This is a genomic window from Hymenobacter tibetensis, assembly GCF_022827545.1.
In the GTDB taxonomy this organism is placed as follows: domain Bacteria; phylum Bacteroidota; class Bacteroidia; order Cytophagales; family Hymenobacteraceae; genus Hymenobacter; species Hymenobacter tibetensis.
Genome location: NZ_CP094669.1, coordinates 786,780 through 801,275, shown reverse-complemented (window position 1 = coordinate 801,275; position 14,496 = coordinate 786,780). Strand labels below are relative to the sequence as shown.

The 14,496-nt window shown below is 53.7% G+C and carries 15 protein-coding genes; 13 read left to right on the top strand and 2 right to left on the bottom strand.

The features are described from left to right. Positions 1-4: 4 nt before the first annotated feature. The 8 genes from MTX78_RS03280 to MTX78_RS03245 all read left to right on the top strand — a co-directional run bounded on the left by MTX78_RS03280 (position 5) and on the right by MTX78_RS03245 (position 7,304). Complete coding sequence (locus MTX78_RS03280) at positions 5-1,273, top strand: NADH-quinone oxidoreductase subunit D (RefSeq protein WP_022824373.1); 1,269 nt, start codon at positions 5-7, stop codon at positions 1,271-1,273. A gap of 24 nt (positions 1,274-1,297) precedes the next feature. Then, on the top strand, positions 1,298-1,867 hold the full coding sequence (locus MTX78_RS03275; protein WP_243799874.1) for an NADH-quinone oxidoreductase subunit NuoE family protein: 570 nt from the start codon (positions 1,298-1,300) through the stop codon (positions 1,865-1,867). Between the two features lie 26 nt (positions 1,868-1,893). After that, a complete protein-coding gene (nuoF, locus tag MTX78_RS03270; RefSeq protein ID WP_243799872.1) occupies positions 1,894-3,234 on the top strand; it encodes an NADH-quinone oxidoreductase subunit NuoF in 1,341 nt (446 codons plus the stop codon). 69 nt (positions 3,235-3,303) lie between these two features. Further along, positions 3,304-4,305 (top strand): 2Fe-2S iron-sulfur cluster-binding protein, encoded by a 1,002-nt coding sequence (locus MTX78_RS03265; RefSeq protein WP_243799870.1) that lies wholly within the window; start codon positions 3,304-3,306, stop codon positions 4,303-4,305. A gap of 96 nt (positions 4,306-4,401) precedes the next feature. Next, positions 4,402-5,496 (top strand): NADH-quinone oxidoreductase subunit NuoH, encoded by a 1,095-nt coding sequence (gene nuoH / locus MTX78_RS03260; RefSeq protein WP_243802804.1) that lies wholly within the window; start codon positions 4,402-4,404, stop codon positions 5,494-5,496. A gap of 12 nt (positions 5,497-5,508) precedes the next feature. Then, positions 5,509-6,087 carry a NuoI/complex I 23 kDa subunit family protein gene (locus MTX78_RS03255; protein ID WP_243799869.1) on the top strand — a complete coding sequence of 193 codons (579 nt, stop codon included), beginning with the start codon at positions 5,509-5,511 and terminating at the stop codon, positions 6,085-6,087. Between the two features lie 68 nt (positions 6,088-6,155). Then, the gene (locus MTX78_RS03250) at positions 6,156-6,665 is read left to right on the top strand and encodes an NADH-quinone oxidoreductase subunit J family protein (RefSeq protein ID WP_243799867.1); all 510 of its coding nucleotides are present in this window, start codon (positions 6,156-6,158) and stop codon (positions 6,663-6,665) included. A gap of 66 nt (positions 6,666-6,731) precedes the next feature. Continuing rightward, complete coding sequence (locus MTX78_RS03245; RefSeq protein ID WP_243799865.1) at positions 6,732-7,304, top strand: suppressor of fused domain protein; 573 nt, start codon at positions 6,732-6,734, stop codon at positions 7,302-7,304. A gap of 44 nt (positions 7,305-7,348) precedes the next feature. On the opposite strand, the gene MTX78_RS03240 is transcribed toward MTX78_RS03245, so the two are convergent. Together MTX78_RS03240 and MTX78_RS03235 are read right to left on the bottom strand one after the other, a co-directional pair. Further along, positions 7,349-7,729 carry a hypothetical protein gene (locus MTX78_RS03240; RefSeq protein ID WP_243799864.1) on the bottom strand — a complete coding sequence of 127 codons (381 nt, stop codon included), beginning with the start codon at positions 7,727-7,729 and terminating at the stop codon, positions 7,349-7,351. A 130-nt stretch (positions 7,730-7,859) separates the two neighbouring features. Beyond that, positions 7,860-8,462 (bottom strand): RNA polymerase sigma factor, encoded by a 603-nt coding sequence (locus MTX78_RS03235; protein ID WP_243799862.1) that lies wholly within the window; start codon positions 8,460-8,462, stop codon positions 7,860-7,862. Between the two features lie 300 nt (positions 8,463-8,762). Between MTX78_RS03235 and nuoK the strand changes: the two genes are divergently transcribed. The 5 genes from nuoK to MTX78_RS03210 all read left to right on the top strand — a co-directional run bounded on the left by nuoK (position 8,763) and on the right by MTX78_RS03210 (position 14,454). Next, a complete protein-coding gene (nuoK, locus tag MTX78_RS03230; RefSeq protein ID WP_243799860.1) occupies positions 8,763-9,095 on the top strand; it encodes an NADH-quinone oxidoreductase subunit NuoK in 333 nt (110 codons plus the stop codon). A 94-nt stretch (positions 9,096-9,189) separates the two neighbouring features. Continuing rightward, positions 9,190-11,130 (top strand): NADH-quinone oxidoreductase subunit L, encoded by a 1,941-nt coding sequence (gene nuoL / locus MTX78_RS03225; protein WP_243799858.1) that lies wholly within the window; start codon positions 9,190-9,192, stop codon positions 11,128-11,130. Positions 11,131-11,159: 29 nt separating this feature from the next. Next, positions 11,160-11,456: a superinfection immunity protein gene (locus tag MTX78_RS03220; RefSeq protein WP_243799856.1), complete on the top strand. Its 297-nt coding sequence runs from the start codon at positions 11,160-11,162 to the stop codon at positions 11,454-11,456. Beyond that, positions 11,456-12,925: a complex I subunit 4 family protein gene (locus MTX78_RS03215; protein ID WP_243799854.1), complete on the top strand. Its 1,470-nt coding sequence runs from the start codon at positions 11,456-11,458 to the stop codon at positions 12,923-12,925. Before MTX78_RS03220 ends, MTX78_RS03215 begins: the two co-directional genes overlap by 1 nt. Positions 12,926-13,044: 119 nt before the next feature. Further along, on the top strand, positions 13,045-14,454 hold the full coding sequence (locus MTX78_RS03210) for an NADH-quinone oxidoreductase subunit N (RefSeq protein WP_243799853.1): 1,410 nt from the start codon (positions 13,045-13,047) through the stop codon (positions 14,452-14,454). Positions 14,455-14,496: the final 42 nt, after the last annotated feature.

Here is a 14,496-nt window from a genome sequence, read left to right as displayed (position 1 = left end):
TATCATGGCAGTAAACGACACGCTGGAAGGCACCCGCAAGATTGTTGAAGAGGCCGAAGAGCAACGGCCCAATCTTCATCCGCTGGCCCCAACCGTCAACGACTTCAACCAGGAGCTAACCACGCTCAATTTAGGGCCTACCCACCCTGCTACTCACGGCATCTTCCAGAACATTCTGCAGATGGACGGGGAGCGGATTGTGTCGGGGGTGCCTACTATTGGCTATATCCACCGCGCTTTCGAGAAAATTGCGGAGCGCCGGCCGTTCTACCAGATTACGCCCCTCACCGACCGGATGAACTACTGTTCGTCGCCCATCAACAACATGGGCTGGCACATGACGGTAGAGAAACTGCTCGGCGTGACCGTTCCGAAGCGCGCGCAATACATGCGCGTGATTCTGATGGAACTGGCCCGCATCACTGATCACCTCATTTGCAATGGCATTTTGGGCGTGGACACGGGTGCTTTCACTGGCTTCCTCTACCTGATGGACGAGCGGGAGAAAGTGTACGAGATTTACGAGGAAGTAAGCGGTGCCCGCCTGACCACCAACATGGGCCGGGTAGGCGGTATGGAGCGCGACTTCACGCCAGTAGCTATTCAAAAGCTACGGGCTTGGTTGAAGTCTTTTCCGGCCGTAATGCGCGAGTTCGAGAAAATGTTTAACCGCAACCGCATCTTCATGGATCGGGTGGTGGACGTAGGCGGTATTTCTGCCGAGCGCGCCCTCAACTACGGTTTTACGGGCCCTAACCTACGCGCTGCCGGTGTCGATTACGACGTGCGGGTGATGAACCCTTACTCCAGCTACCAGGACTTCGACTTCGAAATTCCGGTGGGCACCAAGGGCGACACCTACGACCGGTTTATGGTGCGCAACGAGGAAATCTGGCAGAGCTTACGCATTATCGAGCAAGCCCTAGAGAACCTACCTGAAGGCCCTTACCACGCCGATGCGCCGCACTTCTACCTGCCTCCCAAGCAGGCCGTGTACCAAAACATGGAGGCGCTCATCTACCACTTCAAAATCATCATGGGCGAAATTGACGCTCCGGTTGGTGAAGTGTACCACAGCGTGGAAGGTGGCAACGGTGAGTTAGGTTTCTACTTGGTTTCTGATGGAGGCCGCACGCCGTACCGCCTGCACTTCCGCCGTCCGTGCTTTATCTACTACCAAGCCTACACGGAAATGGTAGTGGGCCAGACCCTCTCCGACGCCATCGTGACGCTGTCGTCGATGAACGTAATTGCTGGCGAGCTGGACGCATAGTTTTTGTTGATTTCAAGTAAGTACATGGAGACGACGAGCGTTAAGCCGCAATTTTCCGAAGCCGCTAAAGCGGAAATTGAGCGCATTTGCAAGCAGTACCCACCAGAGCGCCGCAAGTCGGCCTTGTTGCCAGTGCTGCACATTGCGCAGGCCGAATTTGGCGGGTGGGTGAGCCCGGAGGTGCAAGATTTGGTAGCCGAGGTTATTGGCATCAGACCCATCGAGGTATACGAGGTGTCGTCTTTCTACACCATGTTCAACCTCAAGCCAGTAGGCAAGCATGTGCTGGAAATCTGCCGTACAGGCCCTTGCATGCTGCGCGGCTCCGACGAGCTAACGGCTCACTTAGAGCGCATCACTGGCGCCAAAGTGAACGGCGCTACCTCTCCCGACGGCCTCTTCACGCTGAAGGAAGTGGAGTGCTTGGCGGCTTGTGGCTTCGCCCCCATCGTGCAGGTTCGGGAGAAATACTACGAGCAGTTGGATACTCCGGCTGCGGTAGATGCCATGCTCACCGAACTGCGCAACCAAGTGCACCGTCCGGCTTTGCCGTGGGAAGAAACCGGCTTGCCGAACGTCCTGGCTAACAATTAACGTCTTTCAGCCAACCGCTACAACCTATGGGACGCAAACTGCTGACCGAACATATTAACGTTGAAGGCATCGACACCTTGGAGGTGTACCGCAAACACGGCGGGTACCGCTCGGTGGAGAAGGCGCTGAAGACGATGACCCCCGATGAGGTGGTGGAAGAAGTGAAGAAGTCGGGCCTACGTGGGCGCGGCGGCGCTGGCTTCCCTACCGGTATGAAGTGGAGCTTCCTGGCCAAGCCAGAAGGCGTGCCACGCTACCTCGTCTGCAACGCCGATGAATCGGAGCCGGGCACTTTCAAGGACCGTCAGCTGATGTCGAAACTGCCGCACTTGCTGGTGGAAGGCATGATTACGAGTTCGTATGCACTTGGCGCGAACACCTCGTATATCTACATCCGCGGCGAGTTGTTGTACGTGCTGCGCATTCTGGAAAAAGCCATTGCAGAAGCATACGCCGCTGGTTTCCTTGGAAAGAACATCTTGGGCTCGGGTTACGACCTGGATTTGCACGTGCACCCCGGTGGTGGCGCGTATATCTGCGGTGAAGAAACTGCTTTGTTGGAATCGTTGGAAGGCAAGCGAGGCAACCCACGCAATAAGCCGCCATTCCCGGCTGTGCAGGGCCTCTATGCCCGCCCGACGGTGGTAAACAACGTGGAATCTATTGCGGCCGTGCCGGTTATCGTGAACGATGGCGGCGAGGAATACGCCAAGATTGGCGTTGGCCGGAGCACCGGCACCAAGCTGTTCTCAGCTTGCGGCCACCTCAACAAGCCTGGCATTTACGAAATCGAGTTGGGCTTGCCAGTTGAGGAGTTCATTTACTCCGATGAGTACTGCGGCGGCATTTGGAAAGGTCGCGAGTTGAAGGCTGTAGTAGCCGGTGGTTCGTCTGTTCCAATTCTACCCAAAGAGCTGATCCTGAAAACGGCTGCTGGTGAGCCTCGCCTCATGAGTTACGAGTCGCTTTCGGATGGTGGCTTCGTGACGGGTACTATGCTCGGTTCGGGTGGTTTCATTGCCATGGACGAGACGACCTGCATCGTGCGCAACACCTGGAGCTTCTCCCGTTTCTATCACCACGAGTCGTGCGGGCAATGCTCGCCTTGCCGTGAGGGTACGGGCTGGTTGGAAAAGGTGTTGCACCGCTTGGAGCACGGCCACGGCCACATGGAAGACATCGACTTGCTGGTGAGTGTAGCCAAGCAAATCGAGGGCAACACCATTTGCCCACTTGGCGAAGCCGCTGCTTGGCCGGTGGCCGCTGCCGTTCGTCACTTCCGCGACGAATTCGAGTGGCACGTAACGCACGCCAAGGAAGCTGCCCAACCTGGCGCAGTGTACCAAGGCAAAGCGGTACTGGCCTAAATCAGACCGTCATGCGCTGCTTGTTTTGCTTGCTGCATGACCGACGAAATCTTAACGTCTTTAACTTAAATGGCTAAAATAACTTTCGACGGCATCGAGGTGGAAGTTCCAGACGGAACAACCATCCTCAACGCAGCCCGCCAAATCGGTGGTAGCATTGTGCCTCCGGCTATGTGCTACTACACGCCGCTGAAGGGCTCGGGTGGCAAATGCCGCGCTTGCTTGGTGCGTGTAGCTGCTGGCTCCACCAAAGACCCACGTCCGATGCCCAAGTTGGTGGCTTCGTGCGTAACGCCTGTACAAGACGGTATGGTGGTCGAAAACACCAAATCCGAACAGGTACTTGATGTGCGCAAAGGCATTGTGGAAATGCTGCTCATCAACCACCCGCTGGACTGCCCCGTGTGCGACCAAGCCGGGGAATGCAGCCTGCAAGATTTTGCTTTTGAGCACGGCGTGTCTACGACCCGCTACCGCGAAGAGCGCCGTACGTTCGAGAAAATCGACATCGGTCCGCTCATTCAACTGCACATGACGCGTTGCATCCTGTGCTACCGGTGCGTATACACCGCCGACCAGATTTCGGAAGGTGGCCGTGTACACGGTGTGCTAGGCCGTGGCGACGCTGCTGAGATTGGTACTTACATCGAGAACATCATTGATAACGACTTCTCTGGCAACGTCATCGACGTGTGTCCGGTAGGTGCTCTCACCGACAAAACGTTCCGCTTCAAGCAGCGCGTATGGTTCACGAAACCCGTGAATGCGCACCGCGACTGCCCGAAGTGCGCCGGTAATGTGACACTTTGGTACAAAGGCAAAGATGTGCTCCGCGTAACGGCTCGTAAAGACCAGTACGGCGAGGTGAAAGAGTGGATTTGCAACGAATGCCGCTTCGACAAAAAAGAAACGGCTGACTGGACCATCGAAGGACCGGCACATATCGAACGTTCTTCGGTAATTTCGGCCAATCACTACGAACTGCCCGTGCTCAATCAGTCGGTAATAGCCGACTTGCCTGAAAGTACGCAGCGCGATTTGGAAAAGAATCCTCCACTGAAACTAGGCTAACTGATTGAATTGCTGCTTGCTGACTGATTGGCGTTTTTTAGTATTCATTGAACGGCCAACCATTCAGCAAGCACCAATTCAACAAGCAACTCTATGATTGAACTACCCACCCTTGGTTGGCAATCCATTGTCATCTTCGTTGTATTTGCGGTTTCGCTGCTAATTGCAACGTACTGCACATACGCGGAGCGTGTTATTGCCGCCTTTTTGCAAGACCGGGTTGGTCCGGACCGTGCGGGCCCTTACGGCTTGGCGCAACCCCTGGCCGACGCCGTGAAGATGTTCACAAAAGAAGAGTTCTTCCCCGGCGGTGCCAACAAGGCACTGTTCGTGTTCGGCCCTTGCCTAGCCATGATTACGGCCCTGATGTCGTCGGCGGTAATTCCGTTCGGTAACAACCTTAGCTTCGGCAACAACGCCTTCTTCCTGCAAGGAATCGAGGTGAATATCGGAATGCTGTGGGTGTTCGGGGTTGTATCGTTGGGCGTGTATGGCGTGATGATTGGTGGTTGGGCTTCCAACAACAAATTCTCACTGCTCGGCGCTATTCGAGCCGCTTCGCAAAACATTAGCTACGAACTCGCCATGGGCTTGTCGCTGATTGCGGTGCTGATGATTTCGGGTACGCTTTCGTTGCGCGAAATCACGCTGCAACAGTCTTCGGAGGGCGCTTTCGTATGGCAGGACATCTTCAACTGGAATATAATGAAGCAGCCTTTGGGCTTCATTATATTCTTGGTTTGTGCCTTTGCTGAAACCAACCGGACACCGTTTGACTTGCCCGAGTGCGAAACTGAACTAGTAGGTGGCTACCACACCGAGTACTCGTCGATGAAATTGGGCTTGTACTTGTTTTCGGAGTATGTGAACATCTTCGTGGTTTCGGCCGTGATGAGCGTACTCTACTTCGGTGGCTTCAACTTCCCCTTTCAATATGAACTGCGTGACTGGTTGGCGAGCAGCCAAGGTTGGGAATTGGCTTCGGCGCAAAACCTAATTACGGCGCTTGGCACCTTGCTGCTGTTCGGCAAAATCTTCGCCTTCATCTTCTTCTTCATGTGGATTCGCTGGACTCTCCCGCGCTTCCGCTACGACCAACTGATGCGCCTCGGCTGGACCATCTTGATTCCGCTGGCCGTTATCAACATCCTTATCACCGGCGGACTCATCACGTTCGGCGTGATTAAGTAACTGAACTGACTCATGCAGCCTCTCACCAATAGAAGCAAGAAATTAGAAAAGAAGCCGATGACCTTGGCTGAGCGGGCGTATTTGCCAGCTATCTTCCAAGGTCTGAGCATCACGATGCGCCACTTCTTCATGAAGAAGGCCACTGTGCGCTACCCCGAAGAGGTGCGTCCTTTCTCCCCTATCTTCCGTGGCTTGCACGTGCTTAAGCGCGATGAGCAGGGCCGGGAGCGGTGCACGGCCTGTGGCCTTTGTGCCGTAGCCTGCCCCGCCGAAGCCATTACGATGGTAGCTGGCGAGCGGAAAAAAGGCGAGGAAGGCCTTTACCGCGAAGAAAAGTATGCCATTAGCTACGAAGTGAACATGCTACGTTGCATTTTCTGCGGCCTCTGCGAAGAAGCCTGCCCGAAAGCTGCCGTGTATCTCCAAGCCGATAAAATGGCCCCGCCACGCTTCGAGCGTGACGAGTTCATCTACGGCAAAGACCGTCTCGTAGAGCCAGTTGATCCGTCGAAACGTTCAGAGCGCGGCATTCAGCTCACGCCAGAGCAAGCCGAAGCTCTCCGCAACAAGATGGTTCAGCAACCGGCGTAACTACTACATTTGTTGTCTTAAGCAGCGCGAAAGACTTTGCGGGCTTAAGACAACAAAAAACATCTGAAATGTCTCCACTCTTCCTCTTTCTGTCCTTCGTAGCACTGTTGAGCGCGCTAGGCGTGGTGTTTGCCAAGAATCCGATACACAGCGTGCTGTTTCTGATTCTGACGTTCTTCTCGCTCTCAGGACATTACTTGTTGCTGAACGCGCAGTTCTTGGCGGCCGTTAACATTATCGTGTACGCCGGCGCCATTATGGTGCTATTCCTGTTCGTGATTATGTTCCTGAATCTGAACGTGGACACTGAGCCCCACAAGCCAGCATTAGCTAAAATTGCGGCGGCCATTGCCGGTGGCTCGTTGTTCGTCATTATGATTGTGGCGCTGCGAGACATCCAACTACCCGCCGTAAACGGCACTACGTTCGACTCGCAGATTGGAATGGTGGACAAGCTAGGCATGGTGTTGTTCACCACCTACAAACTACCGTTCGAGTTGGCTTCTATTCTGCTCTTAGTAGCTATGGTAGGAGCGGTAATGCTAGGCAAGCGCGAAACTGGAGAGCGGAATTTTTAGAGACATTGAATTCGATAAACGAAAAGCGGCAACTGATTAATCAGTTGCCGCTTTTTTGTTACCTCTATGAAGTTTTCTACCTTAAAAAATTATACATCTGCTTGCCAAGCACATTACGAAAGGTATTTTGCTGCCTACGGTAGAAAGATTGTTTGGAGGGAAGGACCTATAGAAAAACTTCATCCATATTTCTATGTACTGGAGTTTGGTCCTTCAGCTAGACAAAACTGCTGGACCTATTGCACAGTAGGTATGTCGCTTGATAACCCCGAGGAATCTGCAATTGAACTCTTTCTATTATCTCCTTATCAGACGAACTCGGTAGCTGAGTTGCTAATACTATGTGCGTCTTTCCACCGAAACTCAGCCACCCTGGATCTGGACCATACTGTTAATATTGGACAGCCATGGTTACCAGGCTCCATTTGTGATCATGCATTTATATCACTTCCATACCTGCACGGAGAAAATCTGGAACTGTTAAATTTTTCAGGACATACTACGCATTGCTACTGGCTTATACCTATAACTAAGGCCGAAAGAGAATACAAAATCAGTCACGGCGGTGAAGCGCTAGAGCAACTATTCGAGGATAAAGCCCTTGATTATCTAAACCCCGTTAGAAGGAGCTTACTGTAAACGAAAGCGGCCCCTAGTGAACTAGGGGCCGCTTTCGTTTTGTGTTATACAGAGACCTTATGTGGTTCCTCAGGTGCCGAGCGGCGCATCCAAGCGGGGGCGCTGCAAGTGGCGTGCATTTTCTGGCGGAACTTCTCTTGTTCTTCAGGAGACAGACTAGCCATGCGGGACTCCATCTTCTCACGCATCATTCTGCGGCGGCGGCTCCAAGCCCCGGCGCGCCCGCTTTTGTTGAAGCCACCGAACAGAATGCGGGACAGCAATAGCAAGCCTAGAGTTTGAGGAAATGTAATAAAGGGACCATTGAAGAGGTCGGGAACGAGCCAGTTCCAGAGACTCATTGTAATGAAGCCAATAACGGCCACAAACAAGATTCCTAAGAGAGCGAATTTAAGGCCGCGAAGCAGCCAGAAGGAGCGATTCATAATGTGGGGTTTCTAAAAACGTCGTACTGACGAAGGAAGCTTCTCGCAGGTGTGCAAATTGTGAACCGTTCTAGGCGTCCGCATGCGAGAGGCTTCTACAAGCGCTGCGGGACGTGTTTCAAAGAAGGCTTTAGTCAGTGAACAGTTCGGTGTAAAGCTTTTGCAGGCGCTTGCGCAGGTGTTGCACGGCGTAGTGCTTGCGGGAAATTAAGGTTTTAAGCGGCACCCCCGTTTCCTCTTCCATCTCGCGGAAAGTTTTTTCTTCCAGCTCGTGCCAAATAAAGACCTCTCGTTGAGCGGCGGGTAGTTCGGCCAGTGCGTCCGAAAGCGCTTCCATCAACGTCTCGCGAAGCAGCCGGTTTTCCGGGGCATCGTCGGGAGCGGGCAGAATATCGGCGAGCAGCAGAGAGTTTTCTTCGTCGGCAGAGAAGTTGCGGGTCAACTCGTCTTCGAGAGAAGTGGTTTTTTTGCGGCGGTAGAGGTCCGTGATTTTGTTGCGGGCCACGCGGAACAACCAGGCCGCAGCCTGCTCTACCGGCTTGAGCACGCGGTAGCTTTCTACGAGTTCGGCAAAGACGTCTTGCAATACGTCTTCCGCCTCGGCGGGATCGGGGATGCGGCGACGGATGAACTGCAGCAGCCGGCCGCGCTGCGCGCGCACAGCCTCCTGTATCTGCTGGTCCTGGTGGCCGGCCGTCATCGGTAGCGTCATGGTGAGGGGTAGCGTTTCCATTCTGCTAACACAGACGAACGAGGCTGGAAAATACTTCATTATCCCTGCACTTTTTGAAATAAGCAGTCGGTGCCTTGCGCTGCCCTCGCTTCCGTACTGAGTGGCTCCGTCGGCTCTCACCTCAACAATCCGACTGCTCTACCCTTTAAATACAGATTAAAAGCGTACTAATCCCACAACTGTCTGAGCCGAGGTCCCGATTTAAGGGTGGCGTTTTCCAATTTTCAGGATACCTTTGCCAGCCAATTCACTACGGCTGCGCTTCTGCCTGCCGCTTCATTTCGCCGTCAACTGCCCCGCATGGATCAGAACATACCGCAGGTTATTCAAACGGTTCCTCTTCAATACTACGTCTTCTTCGCTACGGCGCTTTTTGCCATCGGCGTGCTTGGGGTGCTCACCCGGCGTAATGCCATCATCATCTTTATGTGTGTAGAGCTGATGCTCAACGCCGTAAACGTGCTGCTTACCGCCTTTGCAGCCTACCGCTCCGATGCGAACGGGCAGGTGTTCGTGTTTTTCATTATGGCAGTAGCCGCCGCCGAAGTAGCTGTGGGCTTGGCCATTATCGTCATGATTTACCGAAACCTGCAAAACACCGACGTCAATCTGTTAAATCGACTGAAGTTCTAAGTTGATGGCTGAATAGCTTTTTTGTTAAGTGGCAGGTCATTCGTGGCCAAGCCTTTAACAGGACAGCTAGGCAGCCATTTAGCCATTACTATAGATGCAAGAAACCGTTCTACCTGCCGCAAGCGCCCCGTACTCCACTTTTCTGTACGTGCTGATTCCGCTGCTGCCTTTCTTGGGCTTTCTCATCAATGGGCTGCTGAACAAGCGCCTCTCGGGCACGGTAGCCGGCGTACTTGGCAGCGCCACAGTGCTCGGCTCGTTCCTGATTTCGGTGTTTCTGTTTCTGAATTTTCAGTATCAGTACACCGTCACGCTGTTCGACTGGATTTCGGTCGGCTCGATGCAGATTCCCTTCTCCTACCAGATCGACCAGCTTAGCCTCATCATGTTGCTGCTCGTGACGGGCGTTGGGTTCCTGATTCACGTGTACAGTATTGGCTATATGCACCACGACGAGAACGTGGGCAAGTTTTTCAGCTTCCTGAATCTGTTCGTATTCAGCATGTTGGTATTGGTACTCGGTGCCAACTTCGTAATCCTGTTCATTGGCTGGGAAGGCGTGGGGCTCTGCTCCTACTTGCTCATCGGTTTCTGGAATAAGAACACCAGCTACAACAACGCCGCCAAGAAAGCCTTTATCATCAACCGTGTCGGTGACCTAGGCTTCCTGCTCGGCATCTTCCTGATTTACCTGACGTTCGATTCGGTACAGTACGCCGAAGTGTTCCAGAAAGCCAGCACCATGCAGATTGGGGCGGGTGTAGTGACGGCTATTACGTTGTTGCTTTTCGTGGGTGCAATGGGTAAGTCGGCGCAGCTGCCGCTTTACACTTGGCTTCCTGACGCCATGGCCGGCCCTACTCCAGTATCGGCCCTAATTCACGCGGCGACCATGGTAACGGCAGGTATCTACATGATTCTGCGCGCCAACGTCCTGTTCACACTGGCTCCTCAAACGCTGGAAGTTATTGCCATCATTGGAGCCGCTACGGCGCTGTTTGCAGCTACAATCGGCTTGGCACAAAACGATATCAAAAAGGTACTGGCCTATTCCACCGTTTCGCAGCTGGGCTACATGTTCTTGGCCTTGGGCGTGATGGGCTATAGCACCAGCCTGTTCCACGTCCTGACGCACGCCTTCTTCAAGGCTCTAATGTTCTTAGGTGCGGGCTCTGTGATTCACGCCATGAGCAACGAGCAGGACATGCGCCGCATGGGTGGCCTGCGCAAAGCGCTGCCCATCACGTTCATTACATTCCTGGTTGGTTGCCTCGCCATTGCCGGCATCCCCCCCTTCTCGGGCTTCTTCTCGAAAGATGAAATTCTGCTGCACGCTTACGAGCACAGCAAGGTGCTGTACGCCGTGGGTTTGTTTACGGCCTTCTTGACGGCGTTCTACATGTTCCGTTTGCTGTTCCTTACGTTCTTCGGTGAGTTCCGCGGAACCGAGGAGCAGAAGCATCACCTACACGAGTCGCCAGCGTCTATGACGTTGCCACTTATCATCCTCGCTATTCTGGCGGCAGTAGGTGGTTTTATGAATGCGCCACTGGTACTGGGCCGCGGTTACCTCGCCGACTATCTCGCACCACTCTTCACGTACTCGCAGCGCCTCAACCCGGCCGCTTTCAATGCCGAAGTTGATCACGCTACCGAGTATATGCTGATTGGCCTCTCGGTAGGCGCTGGCGTGCTGGGCATTATCCTAGCCTACGTGCAGTACGTGAGCCGCGGCGTCCGGCCGGCCGAGGACGATGCGCAGCGTTCGGCACCGGAAAACGTGGTTTACCACAAGTACTACATCGACGAACTGTACAACGCGCTGTTCGTGCGTCCGACCATGTGGCTCTCAAAAGCCTTTTACCGCTACGTGGAGCAAGGCATCATCGACCCGGTAGTGAATGGTTTTGGCCGCATCACGATGGGCGGCGGACAATTGCTGCGCTTCGTGCAAACCGGCTCAGTAGAAACCTACCTTATTCTGATGGTCATTGGAATTGTGGTAGTGCTGGCGCTGAACTTCGTGAAGTTTTAAATCTGAAGACTTGAATAGAATATAATAGTATGAGTCAGGCGATTCTTCTATTCACAGCTCCTTATGCCGGGGTAGAAAAAGCTACCGCCGGAGAAACGATACTCATCATTACACTCTATTCCATTATGACTCTTCTAAACTTTCTGCCTACCATCCTTGGAAGAAAGAAGAATGATGTCTTTGTCATTTTTATCTTAAATCTATTGTTTACCTGGACAATTATTGGGTGGCTTTATGCACTGTATTTATCCTTGAGAAAGTCCTCTGTTATTTCTGCTTCTGTAGCTCATCTTTTTGAGCCATCTAAGAACAACCTGCTTACCTAATGCTCACAGTTCTCCTCCTACTCTGGCCCGTGGCGGCCGCCCTGCTACTGCACTTCTTCAAAGGCAGTGCTGCCCGGGTGGCAGCGTTTGGCGCGGCGCTGATTGAATTCGTACTGGCGGTTTTCGCAGCCGTTACTTTCAACGGTGGTAACTCCGGACAATTCTCGTTGAACCTGCCGTGGATAGCCTCGGCTGGCATCAACTTCCATGTGGGGATGGATGGGCTCAGCTTGCTGCTCGTATTGCTCACCACGTTCTTGGTGCCTTTAATTCTGCTGGCCTCGTACCGTCGCACCTTCGATAATGCCTCAGCGTTCTACGCGCTGGTGTTGTTTATGGAAACGGGCTTGGTGGGCGTGTTCACGGCGCAGGATGCGTTTCTGTTCTACTTCTTCTGGGAAGTGGCCCTCATTCCGATCTACTTCTTGGCTGGTGTGTGGGGCGGCGTAAACCGAGCTAAGGTTACGTTCAAGTTCTTCCTCTACACTATTGTCGGCTCGTTGTTTATGCTGGCTGGCTTTGTGTACCTCTACTTCCAGACGGGCCCAGCGGCCAACGGGCTTGCGGCGCACAACGCTGAACTTACTTCGTTCTACAACCTAAGCTTAAGCGCGCAGGAGCAGTCGTGGTTGTTCTGGCTGATTTTTGCGGCCTTCGCCGTGAAGATGCCTATCTTCCCCTTCCACACCTGGCAGCCAGATACCTATACTGAGTCGCCGGCGCCGGCTACGATGTTGCTCTCGGGCATCATGCTGAAAATGGGTATTTATGGCTGCATGCGGTGGCTGTTGCCCGTAGTGCCGCTTGGCGTAAGCCAGTGGCAAGACTTAGTACTGATCCTGTCGATTATCGGCATCATCTACGGAGCTATCATTGCCATTCGCCAGCAGGATGTGAAGCGGCTTATTGCTTATTCTTCTCTTTCCCACGTAGGGTTGATGATTGCCGGTGTGTTCTCGCTCACTCAGATTGGGTTGCAAGGAGCTAGCATCCAAATGCTGGCGCACGGCGTGAACGTGGTAGGCATGTTCTTCATTGCTGACTGCATTGAGCGCCGCACTAATACCCGCTTGATTCCGGACCTTGGCGGCCTCACTCGCCAAACGCCCGTGCTGACGGTGTGCTTCCTGGTGCTATTACTCGGCACGGTAGCATTGCCACTCACCAATGGGTTCGTGGGAGAATTCCTGCTGCTCGGTGGCGTGTACCAGTACAATGCTTGGATGGGCGCCGTAGCCGGTATCACCATCATCCTGGCGGCTGTGTACTTGCTGCGCATGTTCCAGCGCGTGATGCTCGGACCTGACTCGTCGTTTTCTGATACTATCACCGACCTAACCGGCGCCGAACTAGTCGTGCTAGTTCCGCTCATCGTGCTGGTCTTCTGGATTGGCTTGTTCCCGAACACGTTCCTGCACCTGTCGGAAGGCAGCGTGATGAATATTCTAAGTGAGGTGGTGAAGCGGTAAGCACCGCGCCGTAGCGCGAAGCGGAAGCTTCGCGCCTCGTTGAACGACTGGCTTTGCGCCGTTTCAACGACATCGTTCAACGATACTTGAAGCCCCGCTTCGCGCTACATCTAAGACACATGATTTCAATTGTTCTTCTCTCTGTTTTTGGCCTCGGCAACCTCTTCCTAGGGTTTCTGCGCTCCAACCGGATTTTGTTACCGGCCGCCATGCTCATGTTGGGCACAGTACTGACCGTGAACTTTATCGATTGGAACGGCGGTCCGCAGTCATTTTTCCACGACATGCTCGTCATCGACAACTTCTCGGTGGCCTTCACGGGCATCGTGGTGTTGACGGCGTTGCTGCTCATCCCTTTCTCCGAGAAGTACGTGCGCGACGGCCAAGCCAATTTGGCTGAATACTACTCGCTGCTGATCTTCTCGTTGGTAGGCGCCATCATGATGGTGGCGTACAATCACCTGCTGATGCTGTTCTTGGGCATTGAGATTCTGAGTGTGGCCATGTACGTGGTAGCAGGAGCCGAAAAGAGCAACCTGCGTTCCAACGAGGCAGCCCTGAAGTATTTCCTGATGGGCGCATTTGCCACTGGCATTCTGCTCTTTGGCATGGCACTGGTGTACGGTGCTACCGGCACGTTTGAATTAAAGAATATCAGCTTCGCCGTACAGAATCCCGTTAATGCGTCGCTCACGCCAATGCTATACATCGGCATGCTGCTAATGCTGATTGGTATTGGTTTCAAGGTTTCGGCAGCGCCATTCCACTTCTGGACTCCCGACGTGTATGAGGGTACGCCTACTTTCTTCGCCGCCTTTATGAGCACGGTGGTGAAGACGGCCGGTTTTGCCGCCTTCCTGAAACTGTTGGTGCAGGCTTTCCCAGCTGCTTCGGCGCAAGGCTTGTGGCTGCCTACGCTTACTGCTATGTGTGTGCTTACTCTTGCCATTGGCAACGTAGGCGCCGTAGCACAAACTAGCGTGAAGCGGATGCTGGCGTATTCCAGCGTGTCGCACGCAGGCTACTTGCTTATTGGTTTGGTGGCGTTCAATGGGCAGTTGGAAGGCGCTTCTGCCAATGGTATTTTCTTCTACTCACTGGCCTACTCAGTGGCTACCGTGGCTGCTTTTGGGGTGGTGAAACTAGTAGCCGACCAGCGCGGGCGCGAAGACTATAACGGCTTCAATGGCCTAGCGAAAACCAATCCACTTTTGGCCTTCGTGCTAACGGTGGCCATGCTTTCCTTGGCAGGCATCCCGCTCACGGGTGGTTTCTTTGGCAAGTTCTTTATCTTCTCGGCCGCCGTAGAAAACGGCCACATCGGCCTCGTGGTATTCGCGGTAGTGATGTCGATGATCAGCATCTACTATTACCTGCGCCCCATCATAGCCATGTACATGCGCGACGTTGACGCCGAAACTGCCGAGCCGATAGCCGTAAGCACCTTCCAGTCAGGGGCACTGCTGCTGCTAGCTCTACTGACGGTGGTGCTTGGTGTGCTGCCAGGTATTCTGAGTGGTATCTTGTAGAAGCACTTGCTGCTTGCAACAAACGAAAAAGGACCGCCTAGC

Coding starts and splice junctions, on each gene's coding strand:
- MTX78_RS03280 (WP_022824373.1), top strand. CDS start 5: ATGGCAGTAAACGACACGCTGGAAGGCACCCGCAAGATTGTTGAAGAG.
- MTX78_RS03210 (WP_243799853.1), top strand. CDS start 13,045: ATGATTTCAATTGTTCTTCTCTCTGTTTTTGGCCTCGGCAACCTCTTC.
- MTX78_RS03255 (WP_243799869.1), top strand. CDS start 5,509: ATGCAGCCTCTCACCAATAGAAGCAAGAAATTAGAAAAGAAGCCGATG.
- MTX78_RS03240 (WP_243799864.1), bottom strand. CDS start 7,729: ATGAATCGCTCCTTCTGGCTGCTTCGCGGCCTTAAATTCGCTCTCTTA.
- nuoK (WP_243799860.1), top strand. CDS start 8,763: ATGGATCAGAACATACCGCAGGTTATTCAAACGGTTCCTCTTCAATAC.
- MTX78_RS03235 (WP_243799862.1), bottom strand. CDS start 8,462: ATGGAAACGCTACCCCTCACCATGACGCTACCGATGACGGCCGGCCAC.
- MTX78_RS03215 (WP_243799854.1), top strand. CDS start 11,456: ATGCTCACAGTTCTCCTCCTACTCTGGCCCGTGGCGGCCGCCCTGCTA.
- nuoL (WP_243799858.1), top strand. CDS start 9,190: ATGCAAGAAACCGTTCTACCTGCCGCAAGCGCCCCGTACTCCACTTTT.
- MTX78_RS03275 (WP_243799874.1), top strand. CDS start 1,298: ATGGAGACGACGAGCGTTAAGCCGCAATTTTCCGAAGCCGCTAAAGCG.
- MTX78_RS03250 (WP_243799867.1), top strand. CDS start 6,156: ATGTCTCCACTCTTCCTCTTTCTGTCCTTCGTAGCACTGTTGAGCGCG.
- MTX78_RS03265 (WP_243799870.1), top strand. CDS start 3,304: ATGGCTAAAATAACTTTCGACGGCATCGAGGTGGAAGTTCCAGACGGA.
- nuoF (WP_243799872.1), top strand. CDS start 1,894: ATGGGACGCAAACTGCTGACCGAACATATTAACGTTGAAGGCATCGAC.
- MTX78_RS03220 (WP_243799856.1), top strand. CDS start 11,160: ATGAGTCAGGCGATTCTTCTATTCACAGCTCCTTATGCCGGGGTAGAA.
- MTX78_RS03245 (WP_243799865.1), top strand. CDS start 6,732: ATGAAGTTTTCTACCTTAAAAAATTATACATCTGCTTGCCAAGCACAT.